The sequence below is a fragment of the Streptomyces sp. NPDC086766 genome, from assembly GCF_044746005.1.
Taxonomy (GTDB): domain Bacteria; phylum Actinomycetota; class Actinomycetes; order Streptomycetales; family Streptomycetaceae; genus Streptomyces.
Map to the genome: position 1 here is coordinate 33,469 of NZ_JBIVBI010000017.1, position 26,449 is coordinate 59,917.

Consider the following 26,449-nt stretch of genomic DNA (forward strand, 5'->3'; position numbering starts at 1 on the left):
GGAGGGCGCTCGTGCGTGAGCACCGCTTTAGGAGTTCGATCACTGCCCAACTATGCCGTGGATCCGCACGGACTCACTGGCTGTCAAGGGCCATAGGCGGCGGCTGCCGGCGTTCGTCAGCGTTGATGTCACGTGAGGTCCTTCAAGGTCCCGGGGATGCTGTCGAACATGCCCGGGGGGAACGACGTCATGCCGAGCTTCTCCATGCCTGCCACCGTGGCAGCCAGGGACACGACCTGCCCTAGAGGGCTGTCCTTCTGGATGACGAAGACGAAGTCATTCTCGGACGGTGGAAGCGTCTTCGGTAGCGTCATCAAGCCGTGCCTGTCAAGCTCCTTGCTGATCTGCTCGCGCAGCGCTGCGCTGAGCCGATCTCTCTCCGGTGCGGCGTACTTCTTGATGAAGCGCATCGAGAGGCGCTTGATGCCGTGGTCCACCTCTACCGCGTTCGCAATCACAGTGAAGTCCATAAGGCATTAGATAACTCAATTAATAGCTGAGTTGTCAAGGGTGCGTCTAGGTGCATGATCCGGGCCCTCTCACAGCAGCAACGATGCGCCGTGGGGCGGCGGTCTCGGTCGAGCCGGTCAGGTGAGCTGACACTTCGGTGGGGTGTCTGTGCCTCAGGTGACGACAGTCAGCCACGGCGGCGGGTGCGTCGACCGATCAGGCGCGCGTGTGCCTCGCTGCACCCCCGCCGGTCCCGGCCACGCTGACATGCCGTTGACCAGAGCAAGCTGCGCCGACTGGCCTCAGAGTCCGCCTTCTCGAAGCCATCAGCTTGGGAGGTTCGGGCACTCCCTTGCCGGACGCCTTGCTCACCTGCAAGTGGGCGCGGGGGCTGGTTAACTGGCGCCGCTGGGTCCGTCATTCCCCGTGGTTCCCCACTCGATCTGGCGCGTTTCTGGCGTGGGCGCCCACGGGTCACTGCACCATGGCCCGGCGCTTAGAAGATGCGGGCAAGCCCTGGCGGGGCGGTCCGATGGCACCTTGATGCTTCCGTTCCGGACCGCCGAGTCCCGGTGTCGTCCGCCGTCGTTGCCGTCAGCGCTGCCGTCACGGCCATCGGCCTGCTTGCCGTGTAACCGCCGCGTTAGGAGCGAGGTTGGGCCACCGCTGGCGTGACCAGTGGAGTCGCTACCTTGTGCCAAGTTGGTGGTAGGTACCCCCGTGCATCCCGATTCCCCGTGAGTCCCCGCCTGTTCTGGCAGGGGTGTGGCACGCCCTACTGCTTGGCTCCTCGTTCCATGGTTGGCCGTGCGCGGCCGTCAGCCGTGGCTGCCGTGCGGCGCGCTCGGTGCTACACGCCCTGAGTGCACGGCGTAGCTCGCTCATCCGTCCAGCTGGTTTGTGGTTGCCGCGCGGAAGAGGCCCAGGAGGGCCCGGGCTGGGGGGGGTGGCCGCGTCGAAGAACTGTGTGGCCAGCGCGGCCGGCACTGCCGTTCCGTGCATGCGGACCTCGTGGCACCTAAAGCAGAACGCCGCCTCGAACAGTGCCAGGTCGAGAGAGTCCTCGTACGCCCGGACACTCCAGCCTGGCGAGAAGCCGCAACGGTGCTGTTCGCTGCCGGGCAGATTCTCGATCAAAGTCAGGGCTTCGGCGGCCTCGCTCCCGGTCCAGTGGGCGACCACCCTGCCGGGGTAGGGGGCACCCTTCTTGGGCGGCAGGGCGGAGACCCTCACGACCTCAATCAGCACGGTGGCCGCAACGGCCGCGGTGGGGAGCTGCATGTGCCCAGTCTGCCCTTCTTGCTAGCGGCGACCAGCCCGTACGAGCCGGGCCGGGTGGGGCAGCGACATCCGCTTTAAAGGAGTTCTTCCCCGCAGGTACAGGCCCTGCCGTAAGGCCCCTCCCATGGGCGAGTCCAGTCCGTTGACTGCTGCCGTCGTGCCCCGTCGTACGCCCTTGTTGCCGTCAGCACCTGCCGTCAGGGCCTACGCGCTGATGGGCAACTCACGGGCCCGCTGGCGGGCTTCGGCCCTAAGCTCTTTCAGTCGACTGTGGAACGCGTTGTGTCGGTTCTGGTCGAGGTTCAGCGGGAGGTCGAGTTGGGAGATGAGCTGTGACTCCAGGGCCCACGGTTCGTCCTGCTCGATCCAGCACACCCGCGCGTTGTCCGCCATCCACTGGCTCAGCGCGACTTCGCCAGCCTTGCCGAAGTTCATCTTCTTACCGCTGCCCACGCGACGCAGCTCAAGTCCGAGCAGGCAACCGAGGGTGAACCGCAGCGTCGAGCCGGCCGCGTTGCCCCGATAGTGGTTGCGCACCCGTTTGCGCAGATTCTGCGTGCTGGGCCGGCTCGCCATGTACCGCGGGGCTATGCCGACGTAGAGCAGGCGCCCGGCGTCTAGGTCCGGGTGAGGCGACTGCTCGAAGTGCCAGCGGAGTGGCTGCAGGGCTTGGGCTGGCCGACGCCCTGGTCCCCGCCGTTCCCCGTGATTCCCTGCACGATCTGGCACGGTTCTGGCACGACCTCTTCGTCCCGAACTACTGGCTGCAAGGCCATTGAAGTCCAGGACGCTGGTCATGAGCCGGGTGAAGGCCATTAGTGGTCGGCTGCGGTCGCGGTGGTTGCTGTACTTGGCTGCTGTACTGCAACACCACAGCCCATCCGCAGGGCTGACGGCCAGCCGCGGCTGCCGACGGCTGTGGTCGGGTAGTCGTGACCGGCTACCCGGCCACAACGGTCTGACCACGGTGGTGTGACCTCGACATGTGGTCAGGGACGGTCGCAGGAGCCGCGCTGCGGACTCGGAGATACTTCCGGCAGAGAGGGCGGACTACTCGCCCGTGGCGCCGTCGATGGCTTCGCGGAGGAGATCCGCGTGCCCGATGTGGCGGGCGTACTCCTCGATCACGTGCTCAAGGACGAACCGCACATCGGTGTCGCCGAACTCCGAGCTCGACACAGCGCGCGCGATGTCGTCGGTCACCCGCGCGAACACCTGCCGCGACTCTTCGCACGCCTTCACGTAGTCCTCGCAGACGTCCCTGGCCGGCGTGGGGTCCGACTCGTCGTACCACTCGTCACCGGCAGCGGTGACGTAGGTCCTGTAAGGGGGGAATCGAGGCGTTGTGCCCGCCAGCGTCCGCTGGAACCAGTGACGCTCGACCCCCTGTAGATGGCGCATGAGCCCCAGCAGGGTCAACCTCGAAGTGGCCACAGGCTGTTGCCACAGTTGTACGTCCGAGAGGCCCTCGCACTTCCACAAGAAGGTTGCCCGGTGGTAGTCGAGATTCGAGGCGATCACCTCCAGCCACGAGCCCGATAGTGTGCGCTCAGGGCGAACGATCTTGTGGACTACAACGTCGCTCACGCCGGGGGTCTCCTTACTGGTCGTCGGGCTTGGTCGAGTACGCGCCCGCGATTCGGCGACGGGGTGGCGCCCCACTGCCACCCCGTGTCAAGCGCATCCGCCCAAGAAGACTCCCCTCTGCACCGAAACTCATCGCCGCGCCCCTCAACCACCGCTGAACGCCGGGTCAGGTGCACGCTTTCCAACTGTGTTGGTGGCGTCTGGGGCTATGTGTAAGGGCGTTCACCTGCGTTCATGGACGATTGGCCTGTGAGACGAGGACGGTGTCCGGTCCCCTCTGAAGGGCCCTGAACGGCGTTGAATGAGACGGAAACTGAGACGGGTCCCGACACGAGAGCAGTGGTTGGTGTGCCCTCGTTTCGAGTGCTCGTGCTGGTCGTGGGCGGCAGTCCGGGTTGTAGACCGTCCGGCGGGGTGGTTTAGCCGATGAGTTCGCCGTCCTCGAACGGTCTATCCAGCGACACGACCATTCTCGACAGGAGTGCCATGTCCACCATCCAGCCCGTGATCCTGACTGCCGACCACGACGTCCTGCTCGGCTTCTACACGAAGTTGTTCGGCGCTGAGGAGATCTTCCGGGTGCCAGCGGACGGCCCGGCCTTCTACCTCGGCTTGCGCATCGGCGACACCGACCTCGGGCTGGTGGCCAAGGCGAACCCCGGGACGGGGGCGGCACCGCGGATCCTGCTCAGCATCGGCGTCGACGACGTCGACGAAACGCTCGGCCGGGTGGAGGCGCTGGGCGGCTCGGTCCGCAGCGGCCCCAACGACATGCCGTGGGGACAGCGCGTCGCCCACATCCAAGACCCCGACGGCAACGCGGTGAACCTCACCCAGCCGATTCCGGCCCGATGACGCTGATCCGCGGCGCTTGTGCGGTCCGCCCCCCAGGCCACGCCGCCGTTCACTTGGCTGCGTGGCCTGGAGGACAGAAGCCGTCACCGTATTGCAGTCATCGCGGTTGAAGCCTGGCTGCCCGCGTCACACCTGATTGCTGATGATCACTTTGCCGAAGAAGGGTCCTGACGCGTAGTAGTGGAATGCCTCCGGGGCCTTGTCGAACGGGAAGGCTCGGTCGATCACCGGACGGATCCGCTTCTGTTCGACGAGCCGGTTCATCGACAGGAACTGGGTCCGGCTGCCGACGGCGAGCGCGCGCACGGTGGCACCGGAGCCGAACAGCACCCGGGGATCGATCGGCGGCGCGGTCTCGGCGAGGAAGCCGACACAGGCGACGTGGCCCGCGACCCTCACCGCCTTGAGTGATTGTTCGAGCAGGCCTGCGACGTCGACTACGCGATCGGCGCGCTGGTTGTCTGTCAGCTCGCGCACTCTGCTCGGCCAGTCGGGCATGGTTCTGTAGTCGATCACCTCGTCCGCTCCGAGTTCGGCCAGGCGTCGCGCCTTGGCCGGGCTGCTGGTGGTGGCGATCACGCGGGCCCCGAGGGCCTTGCCGAGTTGGAGGGCGAACAAGGACACTCCGCCGGAGCCGAGGGTGAGCAGGGTCTGCCCGGGCCGCAGGCCGTCGCCGTCACCGGTCAGGGCGTTCCAGGCGGTGACCGCGGCGCAGGGCAGTGTCGCGGCCTCGTCGAAGGACAGGTGCTCGGGCACGGGCACAAGGGCGGTTTCGTCGATCACGGCGAGTTCGGTGAGCATGCCGTCCAGCGAGCCGCCGAGTTGCGGGAGGTGCTGGATGCCGAACGGGCCGTCCTGCCAGCTTGGGAAGACCGTGCCGGCTACCCGCTCTCCGACCCGCACCGCCGTGACATCGGGGCCGACCGCCACCACTTCACCGGCGCCGTCGGCCACCGGGACCACGTCGGGTTTCACCGGGAGTACGTAGTCGCCGCGCAGCACCATGAGGTCGCGGTAGCTCAAGGCGGCGGCGCGTATGGCGACCAGGACCTGTCCTGGGCCGGGAGCCGGGTCTGCGTGCTCACGGATTGCCAGGCCGTCGATCCCGGCGCCGCTGTCGACGTGGTAGCTACGCACGGAACGGTGCACCTTTCTCGTGTCCTGCCCGGCTGCCGCTCACTCGTCGGCGTCCGAGTCGGTGGCCAACGGGACTTCGCCGACGGTCTTGCTGTAACCGAGGGCCTCCACGATCAGCCCGTCCTCGACGCGCATGAGGTTGACGCCGCGCACGGAGTCGGTGGGCCCGTCGCCGAAGCGGTAGCGCCAGCGGATCGTCGCCCGGTCGCCCGCGACGGCGACGTCCTCGGGCTGGAACTGGGTGGTGAGGTCGGCCGCGAGCACCCGCCAGAAGGCGAGACACGCCTCCCGGCCTTCGTAGCGATCACCGTCCGGCGCGGGCTGGATCGCCTCCATGACGCAGTCCTCGCCCACCAGGTCGTCGAGCGCGTCGGGCTCGTGATGGACGAATGTGGAGTTGAAGCGGTCGATGACAGCTGCAGTCGTACGAGGCCGCATAGCCCCTCCCTGGATAGATAGAACGGTCGGTCTAAATCACTGTATAGAACGGTTGATCTACCGGTCAACCACTGGCAGGCTGGCACCCATGAGCATCCGTACGGAACCAGGACCACGCGAGCGCCTCCTGGAGGCGGCGCAGGAGCTGACCTACCGCCATGGCGTCGGCGTCGGCGTGGACGCCCTGCTCAAGAGCGCGAATGTGGCCCGCCGGTCGCTCTACGAACACTTCGGCGGAAAGGACCGCCTGATCGCCGAGGTTCTGCGCCGCAGCGCCGCCGAGGACGAAGCCGGCTACGAGCAGACCATGCAGGCCGCCGGCGACGATCCACGCAAGCGCCTGCTGGCCATCTTCGACAAGCTCGCCACCGTCGTCACCGAGCCCAACTTCCGGGGCTGTCGGTACCTCGCCGCCGACCTGGCCCTGGCCGACCCCGCCCACCCGGGACACGCCATCACCCGCCAATACCGTGAGCGCGTGAGCCGGCTCTTTGCAGACGAACTCGTCAGGCTCGGCCACCCCCAACCCGCCCACGCCGCCGACCAGCTCCTGCTGCTCATCGACGGAGCCCTGGCAGCTGGAGCCACCCGCCCCGACACCAACCCAGTCCTATCCGCGCGGGAGCTCGCTGAGCAGCTCCTATCGCAGCGCGGCAACCAGGACGACCCGGCGCGCCCGACCCAGCCCGCCCCCTAACGGCAGGCCACCACACGAAACACGTACCGAGTCGGGCAATGCACGCCTCGTACACGGTGCAGTCCACATGCGCTCGCCCGTCGCGCTCGGACCAAGCCCTTTCGATATCGGCTTCCGGCGTGATGAAGGAGTGGCCTGCCTCGCTGGTCGAGCGGGTTGGTGTGGAAGACTCACATGGTGACGCACGCGCGTAGCCTGTCCAGATCTTCGTTCCGCACTGCTTCGACGGCTTCGCGCCAGACGCGCTCTTTCCTTTCAGGTGTCGTGATCCCCCCAAATATGTGCCGCACTGTATCGATTTGTCGTCGTAGCGGCTTTTGGGTGGCGCCTGGAACGACGAAGCCAGCCTGGGAGGCAAACCCTCCTGAGCTGGCCCCTTCTTCTGTGCCCCCGGCAGGATTCGAACCTGCGACACTCGCTTTAGGAGTTCGATCGACGCTCGGTGCTGGTGGGGAGCCGCCTGGCCGCGCTGGTCGTTCGTACCAAACCGCCTGAGGGCTCTATCGTCCGGCGTCGTTGATGTCACTCATGGATGTCAGTGCCGCCAAGTGCGACCATCGGTTGACCTATTCGGTAGCTTTGCTCGTCCGCTGATTCAGCGCTCGCCATGCCTCGGTGACCGACAGGGTGACAGCTCCGATCCAGCTCGGATCTTGTGGGTCGTCCCACGTCGCCGGGTCCCCTAGGACCGTGGGGATCTCTGAGCGGGGAATCGGTGGGCCATATGTCGCTCCCGCCTGCCCATCAGGTGCCGTCCAAGGTTCCAGACGGTGTACCTGTACCCAGCCGCGTTCAACGAGGCCGAGGACGACCAGCGGAAGATCGACGGGTTGGCCGTTCCCATCTTTGCCGTTCGTTGCGTAGGCGAGAACACCCCACGCTTCACTCGCGCAGATCATCAGGTCATGCTCAACCGATGTGAGCGCCGTCCACGGAGAATCGATCACGTGGCAAGCATGTCACCTGCGTAGAAGGGACCACGGTTCCGGGCCGTCGGAAGAAACACCCCATCTTGCCGCACCGCCACCCCTAGGCGGAAACCCGTATGGCCGGGGGGCTGTGACCTGGGGTTTCACTGCTCGGCGCCACGGCTCGACTGTCACTCTCGGTCGCCGTTGGTCGGCCTCGGGCGCCCTCGCACGGCCCAGGGACGGCCCAGGAAGCACTCGGGCCCGCGGCCTCAAGGGCGTGGTCTCCAGCGCTCCGAGCCGAGAGTATGAGCCTGTGACTGATGACGAGGTCGTGGAGACAGTCCACCATGCCGCCCGAGCACGGATCTTGCCCCTACCCGCGACTCCGGACGCCATCGCCGATGCCGAACAGATCATCGGGTTCCGGATGCCTCCACTCCTGCGGCGTCTCTACGGCGAAGTGGCCAACGGAGGATTCGGCCCGGAGGACGGCATCCTGGGTGTGCGCGGAGGCCACCCGCAGGGCAACTTCTACGACATCGCCGAGCTGTACCAGGACGGCCCGGACCCATCGGGCCGCTTCCCCGCCGGCCTGGTGCTGCTCTACGACTGGGGCTGCACCATCTGGTCCCTGGTCGACTTCCGCGATCCTCGGGGCGCCATGTGGTGCAACCACCAAGGAGAGCTCTGGCCCCAGGGGATCACTCTCGGGGAGTGGCTGATCGGCACGTCGACGGGAACCCTGACGGTCTACACGCTGCTGGAGAGTGAGCCCACCGTCGAGTGATCAGTAGCCGGTCTACTGATCACCGGTTCCGCTGACCAGCGGGCCTGAAGAAGCCCACGGCCCTGACCAGCTCAGATGCCATGGGCGTCTGTCGTTGTCGGTCGGCGTCGGCTGCCTGGTAACGGCGGAAGTGAAGGCGGCGAGGGCGTGCAGGTCACTGGCACCTGAGTTCGACCCAGGTCGGCGACGATCTTGACTGCGCGAGCCGTCGTTGACCGTGGTTGACCGACTGGTGTGGCACAGCTATGGCACACGCCGAGTGGTGGAGGGCAATCGGGCGCGGCCGGGGCACGGGCGCCTTTTGATCCGTAGCTCTGGTCGAAAAATGGCGTGGTCCCGTTGGCCCCATGGTGTGATCATGACCGGATGCTCTTTCGCGCTGCCACCGCAGACCCCGCAGACCTCAACCGTGCGGCCGCCTATCCGGCCGATGGCCCCGTCCCCGCCCTGACCTCGGAAAGGATCCGAGAGGAGCTCGCGAGCAACCAGTTCCGCCCCGAGTGGATCTGGTTCGCTGAGGACGAGAACGGGGAGATCCTGGCTCGTGCTCTGTGGTGGGGCCGTGCTGACAGCGCGCGGCCGATCGCGCTCGATTGCCTCCAGGTACGCTCCAGCGTCGTCGACCCGGTCGCCATCGCCTCCGGGCTGCTAACCGCTGGCCATGCCGCCTTCGGGGCTCTTCCTGCTTACAACATCTCGCTGCCCCGCGACTGGCGGAGCAGCCCGGTGATGGTCGATGCGGTGGCCTGGCGTAGGGAGGCGGCGCGCAGGTCCGGGCTGAGCAGCGAGCTTGAGCGTCTGCGGTACGAGTGGACACCGGATGCCGAGGTCCCTGTGCCTGCGGGGAAGCTGGTTTTCCGGGAGGGTACGGACGAGGAGTTCCTCGACGCGTTCATCCGGCTGTCGGCTGGGAGCCTGGATCTGCACACGCAGAACGAGCTCCGCTCGATGGACGCCGAGCAATTGGCCCGCGAGGACATCGAGTTCTACCGCGACTGTCCTGGTGAGCGCTCCTGGTGGCGCCTTGCCGAACTCCCGGACGGCACTCTGGCGGGCCTGGCCATCCCCTCCGCGACCCCCTACCACCGAAATGTCGGCTACCTGGGTGTCGTCCCAGAGCAGCGCGGACAGGGGCTGATCGACGAAATCCTCGCCGAGATCACCAGGTTCCACGCGAGTGAGGGCGCTGACCGCATTACCGCTACGACGGACACCGTCAACGTTCCGATGGCCGCCGCCTTCGACCGCGCGGGCTATGAGATAACGGAGATCCGACTCGTCCTGGAAACCCCACCGCAGTGAGCCGACAAGCTTGTCCTCGACGGCCAACGGGGAGCGACGGCGGCAGTGTAACCACGTGGTCGGTGTAGCGGCTTTGGGCGGGAGCTGCCATGGGGCGAGTGATCATGGCCCCGTAAGCTCATGGCGAGTCGGGCAGTGTGTGGACCTGCCCGTTAAAGCACGACGTTGGGGCCATGATCTTCGAGGCTCGCCCCATGGTGGCTGCCTAAAGCCGTGGAGCCGACCACCCCAGCCACAGAGGGTGTCCCTTACCTAATGCCCGCTGCCGCCAGCGCGCCGCCGGGCGCGGCCAGCCGGGGCGAAGACAGACATCCGATGCGGTTGATCAGTCAAGCGGTGTTGGGGAAGGCGGTCTGCTCGTCGTAGGGGATGTGCGAGCGGGGGTGGCGGGGCCGGTCCGCGCGGGACGAAGGCAGGAGCGCGGGCCGGCCCCGCCACCCCCGCGATGTTGCACTGGGCAAGGAGGCACGTGGGGTCGGCTCTGTCTTGAGAGGTCAGACCTCAGGAGCGACTACGGATCACCACATGCCCGCCCGCCAAGGCGCCTGGCGTGACTCACCGCCCGACGTCTTATCGCGCCATTAGGAGGCAGGCCACGCCGCAGAGGCGGCGCGCGCCCGCGCCGTGCGCGGGCCTTGATGAAGTAGGGAAAGTGGGCCCGCGGCCTGATCGTCCTTCGGGGAGCCGGGCTGCCTAAGGTCCCTCCGCACGCATGCCCGAGGCGGGCTCCTGCGCGTCATCGAGCGGCAGGGCCTCGTCCTGCCCGAAGTCAGGGGTCTGGAAGGGGTTCGCCGTCGGTCGCGGCGCTGCTGCGGTGGAGCAGCGGAGTCGCCCGCTCGGGGCGGAGAACAGCGGGGTCAGATCGATGAGAGGTCTCTCTTTCGTGGCAGGTCCCTGAAGGGGCCTGGTGTGCCGGTGACCGGGCGCGGCGGTCCTACAGCTTGGTCATCTTGGCATAGGGACTCAAGATCCGCTTTTGCGCCGAGCCGAAATCAACGAGTGCCGCGATTCCGTCCTCGATGCCGATCACCCGGCCGAGGCCGTACACGTCATGTGTGACCTGGTCGCCCAGGGCGAAGTGCTTGGGAGTCGGCGTGACCGGGGCCTTGAAGGGGCTGGTGGGCAGATGACGCTTCGGTGCAGCAGGCTTTGGCATGGCTCAGTATGCGCCCGAACGTGTCTCGTCCGCTGTGGCCGCCGGCACACATCCGGACCACGCTTCGTGCCGAGTCGGCCGGGCGGGCCGCCTCAGGGGGCCGTGAGGTGTTCGTACTCGGCGAGGAGGCCGGCGGTCGTTTCCCGGTCGGCGGGCCGCAGCGGTGCGCGGACCGGGCCGGCCGGCAGGCCCAGGGCGTTGAGCAGCCCCTTGGCGGTGACCGCGCCGGGCAGGTCGGCGGACATCATCCGCGCGATGAGCCCGGTGGCCTGCTGCTGGAGCCGGGCCGCCCCCGCCGTGTCGCCCGCGTCGAACGCGTCCAGTACGGCGCGGAGCCGGTGCGGGACGGCGTTCGCGACCGTGCTGACGTATCCCGCGCCGCCGACCGCGTAGAGGGCGAGGTTGTGCTCGTCGCAGCCCGCGTAGTACGCCAGGTCGGTCCTGGCCAGGACCCGCTGGGCGCCGAGGAAGTCGTAGGAGCAGTCCTTCACCGCCACGACGCGAGGGTGCTCGGCGAGGCGGAGCAGGGTGTCGGGCTCCACGCGGGTGCCGGTGCGGCCCGGGATGTCGTAGAGCATCACCGGCAGCCCGCTCGCGTCCGCGATCTCGCGGAAGTGCGCCTCCACCGCGTCCTGCGGGGGCCTGCTGTAGTACGGCGTGACCACCAGCACCCCGTCGGCGCCCGCCTTCTCGGCCTGGCGCGCCAGTTCCACGGTGTGCCGGGTGTCGGAGGTGCCGACGCCCGCGACGATCGAGGCCCGGTTCCCGACCGCCTCGCGCACGGCCCGGACCAGTGCGGCCTTCTCGGCGTCCGTGGTGGTCGGTGACTCCCCGGTGGTGCCGCTGAGGACGAGGCCGTCGCAGCCCTCGGACACCAGACGGTCGGCGAGCCGGCCGGCGCCGGCGGTGTCGAGCGCCCCCGACGGGGTGAACGGCGTGATCATCGCGCAGAGGGCGCGGCCGAAGGGCGGGGTCCGGGACGTCGGGGCCGGCTTCGTCCTCGTCGTCGCGCTCGGCGTGGCAGTCGTCATGGGAGTAGTGTCGGCGGGACCATCGTGAAGCTCCACTTAAATCTGCTGTCGGGTACCGATAAGCCCTGCTGCACGATGCTCGGTGTGGGGCTCCATGCCCGAAACCGCCGTCGCCCGCCCGGAGCTGTCCCGGGCGGCGCCCGGGCCGGTTTCACGAACTCCTCGCGCAGGCGGCCCTGTTGCGGGCCCGGCCGGACCGGTTCCAGCTCCCGCTCGCCCGGCCGGGCGACCGCGGCTCCAGCGGTGCGGGCCAGGGGTAGCGGGGGCTACCCGGGGTACCCGGGTGTTCCGGACCGAGAGGAGGCGGAACACCGTGACCGGGACCACCAACGCCAGGCCCGCGCTCTTCGAGCGCCGCCCGGCGGACGACCGCGCCACGGCCGAGCAAGCCGTGGGTGCCCACCCCGGCGGTGAACGCGCGGCGCGCGGAGAACCGGTGGGCGAGCACTCGGTGGGCGAACTCGTCCAGCAGGCCACCGAACAGGTCTCCCGCCTCGTGCGGCAGGAACTGGCCCTCGCCAAGGAGGAGCTGACCGAGAAGGGACGGCGCGCCGGGCGCGGCGGCGGGCTGATCGGCGCCGCGGGCGCGGTCGGCTACGTCGGCCTGATCGCGCTCGCCGGGACGGGTACCGCCGCGCTCTCGCTGGTGCTGCCCGTGTGGGCCGCGGCGCTCATCGTGACCGCCGTGCTGTTCGCGGTGGCCGCCGTGCTGGCCGCGACGGGCCGCGCCCAGTTGCGCCGGGCCACGCCGCCCACGCCCGAGGAGGCGCTCGGCAGTGTCAAGGCGGACGTCGAGGAGATAAAGGAAAGGGCGCACCACCGATGACGGACAGGACGCAGGGGGCGGGCGGCGGATCCACTCCGGCCGCCGGCGCGAAGGGCCCCGACGAACTGCGGCAGCAGATCGAGGAGACGAGGAGTCAGCTCGGCGACACCGTGGAGGAGTTGGCCGCCAAGGCCGACGTGAAGGGCCGTGCCAAGGCCCGTGCCGCCGATCTGCGGGACAAGGCCGGTGCGATGACGGTGCATCTGCGCAGCACCGCCTCGCGGGCCGGGCACCGGGTGCAGGAGAAGGCGAGCCATGCCGGGCACCGGGTGCAGGAGAGGGCGAGCCACGTCGGGCACGCGGCACAGGAGAGGGCGGCGGAGACCGGGCACGCGGCAGGACAGACCGTGCCGCGCCGGATGCGCGCCGCCGTCGAGGCCTGCCGCCGCAATCCGCGCCCGGTGATGATCGCCGGTGCGGTCGGCGCGGCCGTCGTCACGGCCGGAGTGCTGGCCCGGCGGCACGGACGCCACTGACGCCGGCCGTTGAGGGCGCGGGCGGACACCGTACGCGCCCGGCGGCAGAGCAGAGGGGTCGGTGGCAGCGGCGACGGTGGTTCCACACCGTTGCGGCCGGTCGCAGGAGCGGCATGAGCGGCAGGAGTGGCCGCAGTGGCCGGAGGGGCCCCGCGCTCGGGCGCGGGGCCCCTCCGGCCGTTCCGCGGGAACGCGGGAACCCCCGGAGGGACCGCGGGAACCCCCGGAGGGGCCGCGGGGCCGCGGGGACCGCGACTACGGGTGGAACCGCAGCACCTGCGGGTCGTGGTCGCTGATCTGGTCGTGGAACTCCGAGTTGATGTGCACGCTGTCGTACTCGAAGTCGCAGCCGCGCCTGACCGACGGGCTGACCAGGATCTGGTCCAGGACCTGCTCGTTGCCCTGGTAGTCGTAGGTGTACCGCTCGCTCTTGGGCAGCGACTTGATCGCCGACCACAGCTCGCCGTCACCCTCGAGGATCCGGGCGGTGTCGGAGAACTCGAAGTCGTTCATGTCGCCGAGCGCGATGACGTCCGCGTTCCGCTGCACCTTCAGGATGTCCTTGACGAAAGCGTTCACCTCGGCGGCCTGCAGGTGGCGCTGGACCTCCGACTTGCGCGCCGGCGGCTGGTACTGCGAGGTCAGCCCCTGGTCGCCGCCCTTGGAGGCGAAGTGGTTGGCGATCACGAAGACGGTGCGGCCACGGAAGACGAACTCGCCGGCCAGCGGCTTGCGGCTGTCCTCCCAGGCGGCGCTCGCCGGGTCGATCCGGCCGGGGGAGGCCGTCAGAGCCGCCCGTCCGTGCTCACCGGTGACGCCGACGGCGGTGGTGGAGTCGCCGCCCGGACGGTCGGTGAAGGACACCCGCTCGGGGTTGAACAGGAAGACCTGGCGGATGTTGCCGCCCGGCTGGCCGCCGTCCTGGTCGTTGACCGGGTCGATCGAGCGCCAGTCGTACTTCGGGCCGCCCGCCGCGACGATCGCGTCGATCAGCTTGGTGACCGTCTGGGACGCGTCGACCGTGCCGTCGTCGGTGGCGCCGTTGTCGTCCTGGATCTCCTCCAGGGACACGATGTCCGGCGACTGGAGGTTGTTCACGATCGCGGAGGCGTGGGCGGCGAAGGTGTCGTCGGACGGGTCGAGGTTCTCCACGTTGTACGTGGCCACCGCCAGCTCGCCGTGGGACTGCCTGCGGGTCGTCTCCCGCTCCAGGCCGCCCTGCTCGAGCGTGCCGAGGCTGCTCGCGACCAGGGTGTAGCCGCCGTACTGGTTGAAGTCCAGCGGGCCGGTGGTGGTGCCGGCGAGGGTGTCGCCGACGTTCGCGACGGGGAAGCCTGCGGTCGGGCCCAGGGACTGTATCTGGATCCGGCCGGTGTTCTGGGAGTCGTAGGAGCCGTAGACCGTGCCGCCGCGGCGGTTGCGGTGCTCGTACGGCTTCACCGTGACCCACAGCTCGCTGTACGGGTCGGTCGCGGTGACCACGCGGGCGTCGGCGACCTGGACGTTCATGCCCTCCAGGGACTCGTAGTAGTCCAGGGCGTACGTCGAGGGTCGCAGCGTCAGGCCGTTGATCGAGCCGTTCGCGGCGGGGTCCCCGGCCGGGGTGTACGCGTCCGGCACGGAGTCGGCGCCGACGACGACCGGGGCCGGGACCGCGTTGCCGCCGGAGACGACGGTGACGGTGGGCTTGGTGATCTCGGTGACCGACTGGTTGCCGGAGGAGGTGCCGCCGGGCACGTACTCCGAGACCGTGCCGGTGACCGTCACGGAGTCGCCGACGGCGACCTTCGGGGCGGAACCGGTGAAGACGAAGACGCCCTCGCTGGTGGCCGGGTCGTCGTCCGCGGCCGGGTCCTGCATCCAGAAGCCCTTGGAGGAGCCGTAGGTGCGCACGCCGGTGACGACTCCGGCCACGTCGGTGACCTTCTGGCCGGCGTACGGCGAGGTCCGGGTGGTGCCCTGGATGTCGTGGATGCGCACGGAGTCGGCGTGCGCCGCCACGGGCAGGACGATCATTTGAACTGCGGCCGCCGCGGAACAGACGGTGGCGACGGTCAGCGCGCCGAGGCGCGCGGAAGACTTGCTCGGCAACGGAATCCCTCCGGGGAGTTTCGTGAGCGCCGGGACGAGGGTGGAGCGTGGGACCGCGGGCCGCGACCGGTGGGGCGGAGGCGGCGCGCGCAGAGATCAGTGAACAGATGTCCCCCGAATTTCTACGCGCGTCAATCTCCAGTGTGTTCACGGTAGTTGTCAAGGTTTCGGCCATGTATGAAGGCCGTCGGGGAGATGAACCGGGCGGCATGGGTGGAAATCCGTCTAGGCTGAGCGGTTGAGCCGTAGGCCGCCCTCCGCGGGTGGCCGTACGGTGTTCCGACGGTCGTACGGCCCTCAAGGCGCCCTAGGAGAACCAGCCGATGTCAGACAGGTCCCCGTTGCCGCCGGTGCGGCTGAGTTCCGAACCGGAGCTGGCCCGGGACGCGCTCGCCACCCCGCTGCTGTCGCGGGCCGCGAAGCTCGCCCGCTGGGCAGGGCCCGCCACCCGCGTCGACGCCGGCGGCGGGCTGGTGGACGAGCAGCTGCCCGCCGCGGCCGAGGCGCTCGGGCTGAGCGGGGACGACGCGGCGGCCTCGGCGAGCGAGGCATGGCGGGTCGCCCTCGACACCGGCCTCGTCGAGATCACCGACGAGGAGGCGGGCACCGTCACCACCGGGGACGGGCTGGGCCTGCTCGCCGGTTCGCCGCACGACGTGCTCACCGTCTGGCGCGGGGCGCTGGAGACGGTGCTGGCCGACGCGAGCGTGCCGGACCTGGAGGACATCGTCGACGCCATGGAGGAGGGCGGCACGGTCGACCTCTCGTCACTCGACTGGGACCCCGAGGGCGAGGCGGAGTTCCTCGACGGGGTGCTCGGCAACCTGTACTTGCTGACGGTCGGCGAGGACGGGCCCGGTGACGGCCCGGTGCCGCTTCCCGCGCTGGCCGCCTCCATGATCGTGCCCAGCGACATGGGTGAGCCCACGAACGACGTACTGGAGCAGGTGTCCGACGCCATGATGCGGCTGGACGACCAGTTCCGGCTGCTGGAACCGGTCGGCCTGGTGGAGTACCGGCCGGTGGACGAGGAGCTCATGGCGGACGCCGAGGAGGAGCCCTCGGCGCCGGACGACGAGATGGACGTCGCCCGCTACGGCATGGTGCGGCTGACGCCCCTCGGGAGGTACGGGCTGCGGTCCCGGCTCCTGGAGGCGGGGTTCGAGGCCCCGGCGGTCGGCGACCTCGCGGACAAGGGAGCCGACGCGCTGCTCGACGGCACGGCCCACTTCCCGCCCGCGGCCGCGCAGGCGGAGACCGAGCAGTGGCTCGCGCGCCGCGAAGCCCTGGGCGCGGCACGGGAGTTGCTCGCGGCGGCGCGCGGTGGCGACGCCGGGGCGCCGCTGCGGCGGCTGCGCTGCCAGCAGGCCCTGTCCCTGGTGGGAGCGCAGGCCGAGCCGGCGCTTCGGGAGGTGCTCGGCGACGCGGAGCTGGGCGGGCTGGCGCGGGTCTGGCTGACCGAGCAGGGCGCCGCCGACGTGCCGGCTCCCTCCGAGGAGATGGTGTTCTGGCTGACCGTCGACACGCTCGCCGCGCAGCTCGCGGCCGAGGGGAACTCGGCCGAGCTCCAGGCGCTGGTGGAGGGGCTGGCCCGGCAGCACAGCGGCTTCTTCGCGGCGGCCTGGCGGGTGAACCATCCCGCCACGGCGGACGTGCTGGAGGCGATGGGACGGCTGCACCCGGACAAGAAGGTGGCCAAGGAGGCCCGCAAGGCCGCCTTCAAGGCGCGCTCCGCGCACGGGGGTTGAGGCCTCTCCGGCGAGAGGGCGCGGTGCGGGCCCGGCGAGGACGCGGCTTGGGCCCCGCGCGGGCCCCGCGCGGGCGCGACGCAGGACCGGCGCAGGTGTAGGCCCGGCGAGGACTTGGGCCCGGCAAAGCGCGGCACAGGGGGGCGGCGAAGACGCAGCGGGGGCCCGGCGCAGGCGCGGCGCAGGTCCGGCGCGGGCGCGCGTATCCGCGTGCGCCAGCGGTCCGGTTCCCGCCTCGGCGGGTCCTGTTTCCGGCCCCGGCGACCCGGTTCCCGCGCCGTCGGGTCGAGCTCCCGCGCTGCGGTCCGGTTCCCCGGCGGTTCCAACTCCCGCCCCGGGCGGGCCCAGCTTCCGCGCCGGGGTTCCGGCGCCCGCCCCGGCGGGCTCGGCCCCCGCCCCGGCGGGGCTCGGGTCCCGCCCCGCCGGCCCGGCTCCCGCCCGACGGTGCGGCTCCCGTGCCGCTGATCGTGTCGGCGCGGCACCCTGGCCCGGGGCCGGGCTTTTGGCTCTCGTGGGTTCTTGTATACGGATTCATGGAACGGAGCCCGGTGAAGTCGGGTGGCGTTCAACTCCTGTTCAGCGACGGGCGGGACGGTTGCGCCGGAACGAGGCCGTCGCCCCTCCACGGCACTGACACCGTCACAGGAGACACCATGTCGCTCACCCGCAGGGACTTCGCGAGGAACTCCGCGCTCACCGGCGCCGGAGTCGCCCTGGCCGGCAGCGTCGGCGCCCTCGCCACCGCGCCGAACGCCCTCGCCTCCGCCGAGACGGGCGGCGCCGGTGAGGAGACGGCGGCGGCGCACGGCGGCGTCGGCTACGGGCCGCTGCTCCCCGACCCGAAGGGCATCCTGGCCCTGCCCGCCGGCTTCACGTACCGGATCATCACCCGGACCGGCGAGACCAAGCTGGAGTCCGGCGAGTCCACGCCCTCCAACCACGACGGCACCGCCGCCTTCGAGGGCCCGCGCGGCGCGACCCTCCTGGTCAACAACCACGAGCTCAAGGGCCCGCGCGCGAACTGGAAGTACCCGGTGCCGCTGACCGAGGGCCTGGTCTACGACCCGGCCGCCTCCGGCGGCTGCACCGTCGTCGAGGTGCGCCGCGACCAGGTCGCCGAGTGGGTCGGCATCGCCGGCACCTCCACCAACTGCGCGGGTGGCAGCACGCCTTGGGGCACCTGGCTGACCTGCGAGGAAACCGAGGACAAGGCCGGCCAGAACGGCATGACCAAGGACCACGGGTACGTCTTCGAGGTGGACCCCGAGGACCGGCGCGCCAACCGCGACCCCCGGCCCGTCAAGGCCCTGGGACGGTACGCGCACGAGGCCGTGGTGGTGGACCCCAAGCGGGGCCACCTCTACCTCACCGAGGACGCCTCCGGCCCCAACGGCCTGCTCTACCGCTGGACCCCGCCGGAGGGCTTCCGGCACGGCCGCGGCAAGCTGCGCACCCTCGCCGACGACGCGGGCCGCCTCCAGGCCTTCAAGTGCTTCGACTCCGGCGGCAAGTTCGTCGACGACCTCTCCCGCGCCACGAAGACCGGCACCGTGTACGGGGTCGACTGGGTCGACGTCCCCGACCGCGACGCGAGGACGGTCCCCACGCGCAAGCAGTTCACCGACGGCGAGATCACCCGCGCCCGCAAGCTGGAGGGCATGTGGTGGGGCGACGGCGGCGCCTACATCGTCTCCTCCTTCGCCCGTGCGGAGAGCCCGGTCCAGCACGACGGCCAGGTCTGGTTCTACGACCCCAAGCGCCGCACGCTCACCCTGAAGGTCCTCTTCGGCGTCAACCCGGACCCGGCCGAGGACGGCGCCTTCGACGGCCCGGACAACATCACCGTCTCCCCGTACGGCGGTCTCGTCATCGCGGAGGACGGCGAGGGCGTGCAGCACCTGTTCGGCGCCACCGACGGCGGGCGTACCTACCCGATCGCCCGCAACGACCTGAACATCGGCACCGAACAGGAGCCGGAGTACAGCGAGTTCACCGGCGTCACCTTCTCGCCCGACGGGAGCACGCTGTTCGCCAACATCCAGGAGCCGGGCATCATGGTCGCCGTCACCGGTCCCTGGAAGCGCCAGCAGCGCGGCTGATCGGCGGCCGGGCGAGGGCGGTGCCCGCACCTCGGGTGCGTGCCGCCCTCGCCGCCGCGCCGGGCCGGCGTATCCCTCCTACAGCGCCTGCGCCGCCGGCTTCACCATGTTGCGCACGGTGCGGGCCTTGACGAAGTCGCCCAGGGCGGTCATCTCCCACTCGCCGGAGAACTGCCGGATGAGCTTGGCCATCATCACCCCGGTCTGCGCCTCGGCGTGGGTGAGGTCGAAGCGGACGAGCTCCTCGCCGGTGGCCGCGTCCATCAGACGGCAGTACGCCTTGGCGACCTCGGTGAACTTCTGCCCGGAGAAGGAGTTCACCGTGAAGACCAGGCCGGTCACCTCCTGCGGGAGGCGCCCTAGGTCGACCACGATCACCTCGTCGTCGCCCGCGCCCTCACCGGTGAGGTTGTCGCCGGAGTGCTTGACCGCGCCGTTCAGGATGGTCAGCTTGCCGAAGTAGCAGCTGTCGAGGTGGTCGCGCTGCGGGCCGTAGGCGATGACGGAGGCGTCCAGGTCGATGTCCGCGCCGCGGAACGCGGGCTCCCAGCCTAGGCCCATCTTGACCTGGGACAGCAGCGGGCGGCCGCCCTTGACCAGGGACACTGTCTGGTTCTTCTGCAGGCTGACCCGGCCCTTGTCCAGGTTGACCTTCCCGGCGCCGGGAGCGGGGGCGGCGGGCGGGGCCGGTGGTGCGGCCGGTGCCGGGGGAGCGGTGACCGGCGCGGCGGGCTGCGGCGGCGCGGCGGGCGGCGGGGGCGTCGGCGCCTGGGCGGCGGGGGCGGCCGGCGCGGCCGGTTCCTCCACCGTGACGCCGAAGTCGGTCGCGATGCCGGCGAGCCCGTCGGCGTACCCCTGGCCGACGGCGCGGGCCTTCCACTGGCCGCCCCGCAGGTAGATCTCCACGACCACCAGGGCCGTCTCGGTGCCGAGCCGCGGGGGCGTGAAGGTGGCCAGGACGGCGCCGCCGTCCGCGTCGCGCAGGGTGGCCGTGGGCTCGATGCCCTGGAAGGTCTGGCCCGCCGCGTCCGGGCTGGCGGTGACGACGATCTTCTCGATGCCCGGCGGGACGGCGGTGGTGTCCACGGTGATCGCGTCGGGCGCCGTGCCGCCGCCCGAGCGGTAGGTCACACCGGGCCCGGTGGGCTGGTTGTAGAAGATGAAGTCGTCGTCGGAGCGCACCTTGCCGTCGGCGGTGAGCAGCAGGCCCGATACGTCGAGCCGCACCGGGGCGGCGACGTCCACCGTCACGCGGGCGGCGGAGAGAGGGATGTTCGAGCCGGGGGTCATAGCTGTCATGCCGGGAGAACGAACGAACCCCCTTTACCGTTCCCTTACCCTGCGCCCGTCCGGCGCGGCTCGCCCTCCGGCCGCGTCCCCCGCCTCCCCTACGGCACGACCACGATCTTCCGGCCCACCCCCGCCGCGAACTGCTCCAGCGCCTGCGGGTACCGCTCCAGCGGAACGCGGTCGCTGATGAAGGCCTCCGGGTCCAGCACCCCGTTCGCGAACAGCTCGGCCGCCCGTTCGAAGCTGTGCAGCACCGCCATCGACCCGGTGATCGTGATCTCCTGGTTGTAGATCCGGTACGGGTCGATCGTCACCCGGGTCGCGTAGTCGGCCACCCCGAACTGGAGGAACGTGCCCGCCCTGGCGACCCGGTCCAGTCCGTCCTGGATCGCCGCCGCGTTGCCGGTCGCGTCCACCACCACGTCCCAGCCGCGCGGCCGGTCCAGCTCGTCCGCGTTCGCCGCGGACGCCGAGACGCCGAGCCGGCGGGCCGTCTCCAGCCGCGCCGGGTTCACGTCGACGACGTCGACGCTCGCCGCGCCCGTCCGCTTGGCCAGCTCCAGCATCATCAGGCCCATGGTCCCGGAGCCGTAGATCAGGACGTGCGCGCCGAGGCGCGCGCGGAGCACGTCGTAGCCGCGGACCGCGCAGGACAGCGGTTCCACCAGCGCCGCGTCCTGGGTGCGGACGTGCTCGGGCAGCCGCACGCAGTTCGCCACGGGGGCCACCGCGTACTGGGCGGCGCCGCCCGCGGTGGTCACGCCGATCGCGGCCCAGCGCTCGCACAGGTTGTTGTGGCCGGTCCGGCAGTACCGGCACTCGTAGCAGTACAGCGAGGGGTCCACCGCCACCCGGTCGCCGACCGACACCTCCGTGACCCGGGTGCCCACGCCGACCACCTCGCCGGCGAACTCGTGGCCGGGCACGATCGGCAGCTCGGGAGCGAACTCGCCCTGCAGGATGTGCAGATCCGTGCCGCACAGTCCGCAGGCCGCCACCTCCACGACCACCTCGCGGGGCCCTGGCGCCGGGTCCGGGACCTCGGTGACGACGGCGCGGCCCACGGACTCGATGACGGCGGCCTTCATTTCACGGCTCCCAACGACAGGCCCTGGACCAGTTTGTCCTGGGCGGCGAACCCCGCGGCGAGCACCGGCAGGGAGATGACCAGCGACGCGGCGCACACCTTGGCCAGGAACAGGCCCTGGCTGGTGATGAAGCCGGTCAGGAAGACGGGCGCGGTCTCGGCGACCACGCCGGTGAGCACCCGGGCGAAGAGCAGTTCGTTCCAGCTGAAGATGAAGCAGATCAGGGCGGTCGCCGCGATGCCCGGCAGGGCGATGGGCGCGACCACGCGGGCCAGGACGGTCGGCAGGCGCGCTCCGTCCACCCGCGCGGCCTCGATCACCGCCACCGGCACCTCGGCGAGGAAGGACTGCATCATCCACACCGCGATCGGCAGGTTCATCGCGGTGTGGAGCACGACCAGCAGCCAGACGTTGTCCAGCATGCCGGCGTTCCGGGCGAAGAGGTAGATCGGCAGCAGGCCCGCCACGGCCGGCATCATCTTGGTGGACAGGAAGAAGAACAGCACGTCGGTCCACTTGCGCACCGGCCGGATCGACAGCGCGTACGCCGCCGGGAGGGCGAGCAGCAGGACGCAGCCGGTGGACACCACGGACGCCACGGTGGAGTTGACCAGCGCGGGCCACGGGCTCGCCCCGCCGCCGCTGCCGAAGAACTCGCGGTAGCCGTCCAGGGTCAGCGCGGCCGCGAAGGACGGCGGGTTGGCCGCCGCGTCGGTCTCCGAGTGGAAGGAGGTCAGGGCCATCCAGGCGATGGGCAGGAAGAAGACGACGCCGGCCAGCCACGCCGCCAGGCCGAGCACCGGGCCACGGCGGCTCCGGGTACGTGGGGCGAGGGCACTCACGCGCGGGACACCTCCTCACGGAACAGGGACGACACCACGCGCAGGGCGAAGGTCGCGATGACGATCGAGCCGATGACCACCAGGACGCCCGCGGCGGACGCGAGGCCGTTCTCGTGGGCCTGGTAGAAGCTCTGGTAGACGGTGTAGGGCAGGTTGGCGGTGCCCAGGCCGCCGGAGGTGAGCGTGAAGACGGCGTCGAAGTTCTGCACGATGTAGATCGAGCCGAGCAGGGCACCGAGTTCGAGGTAGCGGCGCAGGTGCGGCAGCGTCAGATGGCGGAAGATCTGCCAGTCGCTCGCGCCGTCCACCCGCGCGGCCTCGGTCTGCTGCTGGTCCCGGCTCTGCAGCCCGGCCAGCAGGATCAGCATCATGAACGGCGTCCACTGCCACACCAGCGAGGCCTCGACGGCGAGCAGCGGGGTGGTCGAGACCCAGTCCGGCTGCGGCCCGCCGACGTAGTGCAACAGGCCGTTGAGCAGGCCGTATTCGGGGTTGTAGAGCACGTGCTTCCACAGCAGCGCCGCGGCCACCGGCACCACCAGGAACGGCGCGATGAGCAGGGTGCGGACCGCCCCGCGGCCGGGGAACCTCCGGTCCAGGAGCAGGGCGAGCAGCAGCCCCAGCACCAGGCTCGCCAGCACCACCGCGACCGTCAGCAGCAAGGTCGTCCACACCGAGTGGCGCAGACCGGGGTCGGTGAGCACCTGGCGGTAGTTGCCGACGCCGGTGAAGCGGCGGGCTTTGGGATAGAGGGCGTTCCAGTCGAAGAAGGAGATCACCAGCGTGGCCACGAAGGGGAGTTGGGTCACGGCGATCATGAAGACGAGCGCGGGCAGCAACGGGGCCCGGGTGGCCCAGGCACGCAGCCGCGGCGAGGGCGGGCGCGGCGCGCGGGCGGCAGCGGCGGCTACCGGTGCGGTGGTCGTGGCGGTCATCGTCCCTCGTACTCCTCGGAGATCTTCGCGGCGAGCTTCTGGGACTTCCTCAGGGCCGCCTCGACGGACTGGCGTCCGGCGACGGCCGCGCTGATCTCCTGGGAGACCTTGGTGCCGAGATCGGTGAACTCGGGGATGCCGACGAACTGGATGCCGGGCGCGGGCCGCGGCTGCACACCCGGGTCGCCGGGCCGGGCGCTCTCGATGGCGTCCTTCGTCCGCTCCTGGAAGGCGGCGGCCTCCTCGCGGTAGGCGGGGTTCGCGTACGTCGACGCGCGCTTGCCCGCCGGGACGTCGGACCAGCCGACGCGGTCACCGACGAGCTGCTCGTAGCCCTTGCCGGAGGCCCAGGAGACGAACTTCCAGGCGTTGCCGGGGTTGCGGGACGCCTTCTGAATGCCCCAGGCCCAGGTGTAGAGCCAGCCCGAGGACGACGTCCGCTCGACCGGCGCGGGGGCGTAGCCGATCCTGCCCTTGACGGGGGAGCCCGCCGCCTCCAGGGAGCCGGCCGCCGAGGTGGCGTCGTACCACATGGCGACCTTGCCCTGGGTCATGTTGTTGAGGCACTCGGCGAACCCGGACTGGGCGGCGCCGGACTCGCCGTGCGCCCGTACCAGGCCGACGTAGAACTTCGTCGCCTTCTCGAACCCGGGGGAGTCCAGGCGCGCCTTCCAGTCCTTGTCGAACCAGGTGCCGCCGAAGGTGTTCACCACGGTCGTCAGCGGGGCCGCCAGCTCGCCCCAGCCGGGCAGTCCGCGCAGGCAGATGCCCCGCATCCCGGGCCGGGCGCCGTCCGCCTTCGCGGCGAGGTCGGCCACCTGGCGCCAGGTGGGACGGGCGGGCATCCGCAGGCCCTTCGCCGCGAACACGTCCTTGCGGTACATGAGGAACGACGACTCGCCGTAGAACGGCTCGCCGTAGAGCCTGCCGTCGTCGGCGGTGAGCGACTCGCGCATCGGCTGCAGAATGTCCTGCTGGTCGAAGGCCGGGTCCCGGGCCACGTACGGGTCCAGCTCGTGCAGCCAGCCGTTGCGGGCGTAGATCGGTATCTCGTAGTTGGACAGGGTGGCGACGTCGTACTGGCCGGCCTGGTTGGCGAAGTCCTGACTGATCTTGTCGCGGACGTCGTTCTCCGGCAGCACGGTGAAGTTCACCCTGATGCCGGTCTGTCTGGTGAAGTGCGCGGCGGTGAGCTTCTGCAACTGCAGCATCTGCGGGTTGTTGACCATCAGGACGTTGATCGAGTCGCCGCCGGACCCGGTCCCGCCCGCTCCGGCCCAGCAGCCGGAGAGCAGCGGGGCGAGCAGCGTCCCTGCGGCGGCCAGGGCGAGCGTCGCTCGCGGCCGCCGTCGGCTCTGGGTTCGCATGGATCGCTCCTGGACGAATAGGTGGATAAGGGGCGCTCCTCGGCGTGGAAGGCCCCTGCGTGGCAGGTGAGTTCGAGACGTCAGACCCGGATGACCTGCGGGCCCAGCAGGGTGTGGCGATGGGCCTCGGCCGCCGGGAGCAGGGTGCTCGTCACGATCGCCTCCAGCGCGCCGACCTCCGCGAACCGGCAGAAGCTGACCGCGCCGAACTTGGTGTGCACCCCCGCGAAGACGGTCCGCCGCGCCGCGCGCATCGCCTGCGCCTTGACCTCGCTGACGGCGGGGTCGGGCGTGGTCAGGCCGTGCTCGCGGGAGATGCCGTTGGCCCCGATGTAGGCGAGGTCGAGGACGAAGCCGGCGAGCATCTTCGTCGTCCAGTGGTCGACGGTCGCCAGCGTGCCCGCGCGGACCCGGCCGCCGAGCAGCAGCACCGAGACGTTCTCGGCCTCGGCGAGGGCGCCCGCGACGGGCAGGGACGCGGTGACCACGGTCAGCGGCCGGTCCCTGGGCAGCGCCTCGGCGATCAGCCGCGGGGTGAAGCCCTCGTCGACGAAGACGGTCTCCGCGTCGCCGAGCAGCCCGGCCGCCGCGGCGGCGATCCGGCGCTTCTCGGGGACGTGGCTGGTGGCGCGGACGGCGAGCGTCGTCTCGAAGCCGGCGCTCTCCACCGGATAGGCGCCGCCGTGGGTGCGGCGGACCAGTCCGTGGTCCTCCAGGGCGCGCAGGTCGCGCCGTACGGTCTCCTTGGCCACGCCCAGTGCGGCGGCGAGCGCGGTGACGTCGACCGCGCCGGTGGCGCGGGCCACCCGCACGATCTCCCGCTGACGCTCCTCCGCCGTCCTCGCGCTCACGGCCGACACCCGCTCTCCCTGCTGTGCTGCCCGTTCGGGCCCGGTGGGGCCCTCGGGGGAAAGTTCTACAGCGGGTGTGCGGCACGGACCAGGCCTGTTGCGGACCCGATGCTGCCCGTTCGTGCCCGATCGCGGGGCGGCGTGCCCGTCTCGGACCTGCGCGGCCGTGCGCCCGCGGGGTGGGATCGGGCAGCGGCGGTGCCCGAATGCGGCGACGGGCGGGCCCGTTCGGTGCCCGCCCGCCGCGGCGGACGATCGTTTCGCGCCGCGCCCGCCCCCCCCCGAGCCCCCTCGCGAGCCGGCCCGGGCCTCGTGCGCGCCGCTCCGGGCTTCCCGTGCGCCGGCCCTCCCGCGCCGTCAGTACGGCCACATCGGCGGGTCGGTCACGAAATGGCCGCCGAGGCGGTTGTGGGCCGGGTTCCCGGAGTCCAGCTCGCCCTGCTCGGCGACCAGTTTCCCGGCGTACGGTTCGGAGTCGTCCCGGGGCTCGTAGCCCAGCGCCCGCGCGGTCGACAGGTCCCACCACAGGCGGGTGTTGGCGGAGGAGCCGTAGACGACGGTGTGGCCGACGTGCTCGGCCGTCAGGGCCGCGTGGAAGAGGCGGGCGCAGTCGCCGGGGCTCAGCCAGATCGAGAGCATCCGGACGTCGGTCGGCTCCGGGAAGCAGGAGCCGATCCGCACCGAGACGGTCTCCAGGCCGTGCTTGTCCAAGTAGAGCTGGGCGAGATCCTCGCCGAAGGACTTCGACAGACCGTAGAAGGTGTCCGGGCGGTGCGGGGTGTCCACCGGGATCAGCGGGTCCCCGTCCCCCGGGCGCGGGGTGCAGCCCACCGCGTGGTTGGAGGAGGCGAACACGATCCGCCGGACCCCCTCCTCGCGGGCCGCCTCGTACAGGTTGTAGGTGCCCTCGATGTTGACCCTGAGGATTTTCTCGAACGGGGCTTCCAGGGGGATGCCCGCCAGGTGGATGATCGCGTCCACGCCCCGGACCGCCTCGCGCAGGGCGTCCCGGTCGGCGAGGTCCGCGCTGATCGCGTCCGGCTCGTCCTCGATCGGCCGGACGTCCAGCAGGCGCAGCGCGTGGCCGTGGTCGGGCAGCAAGTCCCGCATCAGGGTGCCGATCCCGCCGGCGGCTCCGGTGAGCAGAACGGTGCGGGGAGCGGGCATCCTCGGTCTCCTTGCGTCGTCGGCGGCCCTCGGGCCG

General features: G+C 70.6%; 24 protein-coding genes. 9 read left to right on the forward strand and 15 right to left on the reverse strand.

The window, feature by feature from the left end:
* Positions 1-128: 128 nt before the first annotated feature.
* Both ACIPM1_RS26995 and ACIPM1_RS27000 read right to left on the reverse strand, forming a co-directional pair.
* Positions 129-470, reverse strand: coding sequence for a hypothetical protein (locus ACIPM1_RS26995; protein ID WP_402438933.1), 342 nt, complete (start codon positions 468-470; stop codon positions 129-131).
* 1,465 nt (positions 471-1,935) lie between these two features.
* On the reverse strand, positions 1,936-2,397 hold the full coding sequence (locus tag ACIPM1_RS27000) for a GIY-YIG nuclease family protein (RefSeq protein WP_402439093.1): 462 nt from the start codon (positions 2,395-2,397) through the stop codon (positions 1,936-1,938).
* Here ACIPM1_RS27000 and ACIPM1_RS27005 point away from each other — a divergent pair.
* Positions 2,388-2,510: a hypothetical protein gene (locus ACIPM1_RS27005; protein ID WP_402439099.1), complete on the forward strand. Its 123-nt coding sequence runs from the start codon at positions 2,388-2,390 to the stop codon at positions 2,508-2,510. The genes ACIPM1_RS27000 and ACIPM1_RS27005 overlap by 10 nt on opposite strands.
* A gap of 271 nt (positions 2,511-2,781) precedes the next feature.
* Here ACIPM1_RS27005 and ACIPM1_RS27010 read toward each other — a convergent pair whose 3' ends face one another.
* The gene (locus ACIPM1_RS27010) at positions 2,782-3,318 is read right to left on the reverse strand and encodes a DinB family protein (protein WP_402438935.1); all 537 of its coding nucleotides are present in this window, start codon (positions 3,316-3,318) and stop codon (positions 2,782-2,784) included.
* Positions 3,319-3,804: 486 nt separating this feature from the next.
* Between ACIPM1_RS27010 and ACIPM1_RS27015 the strand changes: the two genes are divergently transcribed.
* Complete coding sequence (locus tag ACIPM1_RS27015) at positions 3,805-4,173, forward strand: VOC family protein (protein ID WP_402438937.1); 369 nt, start codon at positions 3,805-3,807, stop codon at positions 4,171-4,173.
* Between the two features lie 126 nt (positions 4,174-4,299).
* Here the strand turns inward: ACIPM1_RS27015 and ACIPM1_RS27020 are convergent, their stop codons facing one another.
* Both ACIPM1_RS27020 and ACIPM1_RS27025 read right to left on the reverse strand, forming a co-directional pair.
* On the reverse strand, positions 4,300-5,310 hold the full coding sequence (locus ACIPM1_RS27020) for an NAD(P)-dependent alcohol dehydrogenase (protein ID WP_402438939.1): 1,011 nt from the start codon (positions 5,308-5,310) through the stop codon (positions 4,300-4,302).
* A 39-nt stretch (positions 5,311-5,349) separates the two neighbouring features.
* The gene (locus ACIPM1_RS27025; RefSeq protein ID WP_402438941.1) at positions 5,350-5,748 is read right to left on the reverse strand and encodes a nuclear transport factor 2 family protein; all 399 of its coding nucleotides are present in this window, start codon (positions 5,746-5,748) and stop codon (positions 5,350-5,352) included.
* 88 nt (positions 5,749-5,836) lie between these two features.
* On the opposite strand from ACIPM1_RS27025, the gene ACIPM1_RS27030 reads away from it, so the two are divergent.
* From ACIPM1_RS27030 to ACIPM1_RS27040, 3 genes are all read left to right on the forward strand, one after another.
* Positions 5,837-6,445: a TetR/AcrR family transcriptional regulator gene (locus tag ACIPM1_RS27030; RefSeq protein ID WP_402438943.1), complete on the forward strand. Its 609-nt coding sequence runs from the start codon at positions 5,837-5,839 to the stop codon at positions 6,443-6,445.
* A gap of 1,338 nt (positions 6,446-7,783) precedes the next feature.
* Positions 7,784-8,143, forward strand: coding sequence for a hypothetical protein (locus ACIPM1_RS27035; RefSeq protein ID WP_402438945.1), 360 nt, complete (start codon positions 7,784-7,786; stop codon positions 8,141-8,143).
* Between the two features lie 366 nt (positions 8,144-8,509).
* Positions 8,510-9,445 carry a GNAT family N-acetyltransferase gene (locus tag ACIPM1_RS27040; RefSeq protein WP_402438947.1) on the forward strand — a complete coding sequence of 312 codons (936 nt, stop codon included), beginning with the start codon at positions 8,510-8,512 and terminating at the stop codon, positions 9,443-9,445.
* Positions 9,446-10,379: 934 nt separating this feature from the next.
* On the opposite strand, the gene ACIPM1_RS27045 is transcribed toward ACIPM1_RS27040, so the two are convergent.
* Together ACIPM1_RS27045 and dapA are read right to left on the reverse strand one after the other, a co-directional pair.
* On the reverse strand, positions 10,380-10,601 hold the full coding sequence (locus tag ACIPM1_RS27045) for a hypothetical protein (RefSeq protein WP_356186822.1): 222 nt from the start codon (positions 10,599-10,601) through the stop codon (positions 10,380-10,382).
* 92 nt (positions 10,602-10,693) lie between these two features.
* Complete coding sequence (gene dapA, locus ACIPM1_RS27050; RefSeq protein ID WP_402438949.1) at positions 10,694-11,632, reverse strand: 4-hydroxy-tetrahydrodipicolinate synthase; 939 nt, start codon at positions 11,630-11,632, stop codon at positions 10,694-10,696.
* A 391-nt stretch (positions 11,633-12,023) separates the two neighbouring features.
* Here dapA and ACIPM1_RS27055 point away from each other — a divergent pair, with 391 nt between their 5' ends.
* Entirely contained in the window at positions 12,024-12,458 is a 435-nt protein-coding gene (locus ACIPM1_RS27055; RefSeq protein ID WP_402439095.1) for a phage holin family protein, read from the forward strand.
* Positions 12,455-12,934, forward strand: a complete 480-nt coding sequence (locus ACIPM1_RS27060; RefSeq protein WP_402438951.1) for a DUF3618 domain-containing protein — start codon at positions 12,455-12,457, stop codon at positions 12,932-12,934. The genes ACIPM1_RS27055 and ACIPM1_RS27060 overlap by 4 nt, the downstream gene beginning before the upstream one ends.
* A gap of 255 nt (positions 12,935-13,189) precedes the next feature.
* On the opposite strand, the gene ACIPM1_RS27065 is transcribed toward ACIPM1_RS27060, so the two are convergent.
* On the reverse strand, positions 13,190-15,025 hold the full coding sequence (locus ACIPM1_RS27065; RefSeq protein ID WP_402438953.1) for an endonuclease/exonuclease/phosphatase family protein: 1,836 nt from the start codon (positions 15,023-15,025) through the stop codon (positions 13,190-13,192).
* A gap of 323 nt (positions 15,026-15,348) precedes the next feature.
* On the opposite strand from ACIPM1_RS27065, the gene ACIPM1_RS27070 reads away from it, so the two are divergent.
* The gene (locus ACIPM1_RS27070; RefSeq protein ID WP_402438955.1) at positions 15,349-16,773 is read left to right on the forward strand and encodes a hypothetical protein; all 1,425 of its coding nucleotides are present in this window, start codon (positions 15,349-15,351) and stop codon (positions 16,771-16,773) included.
* Between the two features lie 653 nt (positions 16,774-17,426).
* Positions 17,427-18,872 carry an alkaline phosphatase PhoX gene (locus ACIPM1_RS27075; RefSeq protein WP_402438957.1) on the forward strand — a complete coding sequence of 482 codons (1,446 nt, stop codon included), beginning with the start codon at positions 17,427-17,429 and terminating at the stop codon, positions 18,870-18,872.
* A 78-nt stretch (positions 18,873-18,950) separates the two neighbouring features.
* Here the strand turns inward: ACIPM1_RS27075 and ACIPM1_RS27080 are convergent, their stop codons facing one another.
* The 7 genes from ACIPM1_RS27080 to ACIPM1_RS27110 form a co-directional block, all read right to left on the reverse strand.
* Positions 18,951-20,162, reverse strand: a complete 1,212-nt coding sequence (locus tag ACIPM1_RS27080; RefSeq protein WP_402439097.1) for a TerD family protein — start codon at positions 20,160-20,162, stop codon at positions 18,951-18,953.
* 98 nt (positions 20,163-20,260) lie between these two features.
* A complete protein-coding gene (locus ACIPM1_RS27085) occupies positions 20,261-21,250 on the reverse strand; it encodes a zinc-dependent alcohol dehydrogenase family protein (RefSeq protein ID WP_402438959.1) in 990 nt (329 codons plus the stop codon).
* Positions 21,247-22,092, reverse strand: coding sequence for a carbohydrate ABC transporter permease (locus ACIPM1_RS27090; protein WP_402438960.1), 846 nt, complete (start codon positions 22,090-22,092; stop codon positions 21,247-21,249). The genes ACIPM1_RS27085 and ACIPM1_RS27090 overlap by 4 nt, the downstream gene beginning before the upstream one ends.
* Positions 22,089-23,027 carry a carbohydrate ABC transporter permease gene (locus tag ACIPM1_RS27095; RefSeq protein ID WP_402438962.1) on the reverse strand — a complete coding sequence of 313 codons (939 nt, stop codon included), beginning with the start codon at positions 23,025-23,027 and terminating at the stop codon, positions 22,089-22,091. The genes ACIPM1_RS27090 and ACIPM1_RS27095 overlap by 4 nt, the downstream gene beginning before the upstream one ends.
* Entirely contained in the window at positions 23,024-24,394 is a 1,371-nt protein-coding gene (locus ACIPM1_RS27100) for an ABC transporter substrate-binding protein (RefSeq protein ID WP_402438964.1), read from the reverse strand. The genes ACIPM1_RS27095 and ACIPM1_RS27100 overlap by 4 nt, the downstream gene beginning before the upstream one ends.
* Positions 24,395-24,474: 80 nt before the next feature.
* Positions 24,475-25,245, reverse strand: a complete 771-nt coding sequence (locus ACIPM1_RS27105) for a DeoR/GlpR family DNA-binding transcription regulator (protein ID WP_402438966.1) — start codon at positions 25,243-25,245, stop codon at positions 24,475-24,477.
* Positions 25,246-25,602: 357 nt separating this feature from the next.
* Positions 25,603-26,412 carry an NAD-dependent epimerase/dehydratase family protein gene (locus ACIPM1_RS27110; RefSeq protein WP_402438968.1) on the reverse strand — a complete coding sequence of 270 codons (810 nt, stop codon included), beginning with the start codon at positions 26,410-26,412 and terminating at the stop codon, positions 25,603-25,605.
* Positions 26,413-26,449: the final 37 nt, after the last annotated feature.

What these genes read in the sequence shown, in the direction of transcription:
- ACIPM1_RS27070 (WP_402438955.1), top strand. Translation starts at nt 15,349, where the DNA reads ATGTCAGACAGGTCCCCGTTGCCGCCGGTGCGGCTGAGTTCCGAACCG.
- ACIPM1_RS27025 (WP_402438941.1), bottom strand. Translation starts at nt 5,748, where the DNA reads ATGCGGCCTCGTACGACTGCAGCTGTCATCGACCGCTTCAACTCCACA.
- ACIPM1_RS27080 (WP_402439097.1), bottom strand. Translation starts at nt 20,162, where the DNA reads ATGACCCCCGGCTCGAACATCCCTCTCTCCGCCGCCCGCGTGACGGTG.
- ACIPM1_RS27095 (WP_402438962.1), bottom strand. Translation starts at nt 23,027, where the DNA reads ATGACCGCCACGACCACCGCACCGGTAGCCGCCGCTGCCGCCCGCGCG.
- ACIPM1_RS27045 (WP_356186822.1), bottom strand. Translation starts at nt 10,601, where the DNA reads ATGCCAAAGCCTGCTGCACCGAAGCGTCATCTGCCCACCAGCCCCTTC.
- ACIPM1_RS27030 (WP_402438943.1), top strand. Translation starts at nt 5,837, where the DNA reads ATGAGCATCCGTACGGAACCAGGACCACGCGAGCGCCTCCTGGAGGCG.
- ACIPM1_RS27100 (WP_402438964.1), bottom strand. Translation starts at nt 24,394, where the DNA reads ATGCGAACCCAGAGCCGACGGCGGCCGCGAGCGACGCTCGCCCTGGCC.
- ACIPM1_RS26995 (WP_402438933.1), bottom strand. Translation starts at nt 470, where the DNA reads ATGGACTTCACTGTGATTGCGAACGCGGTAGAGGTGGACCACGGCATC.
- ACIPM1_RS27085 (WP_402438959.1), bottom strand. Translation starts at nt 21,250, where the DNA reads ATGAAGGCCGCCGTCATCGAGTCCGTGGGCCGCGCCGTCGTCACCGAG.
- ACIPM1_RS27035 (WP_402438945.1), top strand. Translation starts at nt 7,784, where the DNA reads ATGCCTCCACTCCTGCGGCGTCTCTACGGCGAAGTGGCCAACGGAGGA.
- ACIPM1_RS27015 (WP_402438937.1), top strand. Translation starts at nt 3,805, where the DNA reads ATGTCCACCATCCAGCCCGTGATCCTGACTGCCGACCACGACGTCCTG.
- ACIPM1_RS27060 (WP_402438951.1), top strand. Translation starts at nt 12,455, where the DNA reads ATGACGGACAGGACGCAGGGGGCGGGCGGCGGATCCACTCCGGCCGCC.
- dapA (WP_402438949.1), bottom strand. Translation starts at nt 11,632, where the DNA reads ATGACGACTGCCACGCCGAGCGCGACGACGAGGACGAAGCCGGCCCCG.
- ACIPM1_RS27075 (WP_402438957.1), top strand. Translation starts at nt 17,427, where the DNA reads ATGTCGCTCACCCGCAGGGACTTCGCGAGGAACTCCGCGCTCACCGGC.
- ACIPM1_RS27040 (WP_402438947.1), top strand. Translation starts at nt 8,510, where the DNA reads ATGCTCTTTCGCGCTGCCACCGCAGACCCCGCAGACCTCAACCGTGCG.
- ACIPM1_RS27110 (WP_402438968.1), bottom strand. Translation starts at nt 26,412, where the DNA reads ATGCCCGCTCCCCGCACCGTTCTGCTCACCGGAGCCGCCGGCGGGATC.